The organism is Neisseria sp. P0022.S010 (assembly GCF_051956635.1).
On record NZ_JBQCXF010000936.1, the window covers coordinates 1 to 435 of the forward strand.

Annotated in this window: 1 pseudogene; it reads left to right on the top strand. The window is 50.8% G+C overall.

The features are described from left to right. Positions 1 to 99: 99 nt before the first annotated feature. Positions 100 to 435, top strand: a pseudogene (locus tag ACTHUT_RS22200) (peroxiredoxin); the annotation flags it as partial.

The following is a 435-nucleotide window of genomic DNA, read 5'->3' on the forward strand; positions in this document are numbered from 1 at the left end:
CCCCCCCCCCCCCCCCCCCCCCCCCTTTTTAGTGACGCTACGACCACCGAAATCTACACTCTCTCCGTCGTCGGCAGCGTCAGATGTGTAGAAGAGATAGAAAAAGTAGTCGTGTTCTCTCTGCCTGGCGCATTTACTCCGACTTGCTCTTCTTCCCACCTGCCACGCTACAACGAATTGTTTGGCGCGTTCAAAGAAAACGGTGTTGATGCTGTCTACTGCGTATCTGTAAACGACACTTTCGTAATGAACGCTTGGGCTGCTGAAGAAGAAGCTGACAACATTTACATGATCCATGATGGCAACGGTGAATTCACTGCAGGCATGGGCATGTTGGTTGGCAAAGAAGACTTGGGCTTCGGCAAACGCTCTTGGCGTTACTCCATGCTGGTTAACGACGGCGTGGTTGAAAAAATGTTTATCGAACCTGAAGAA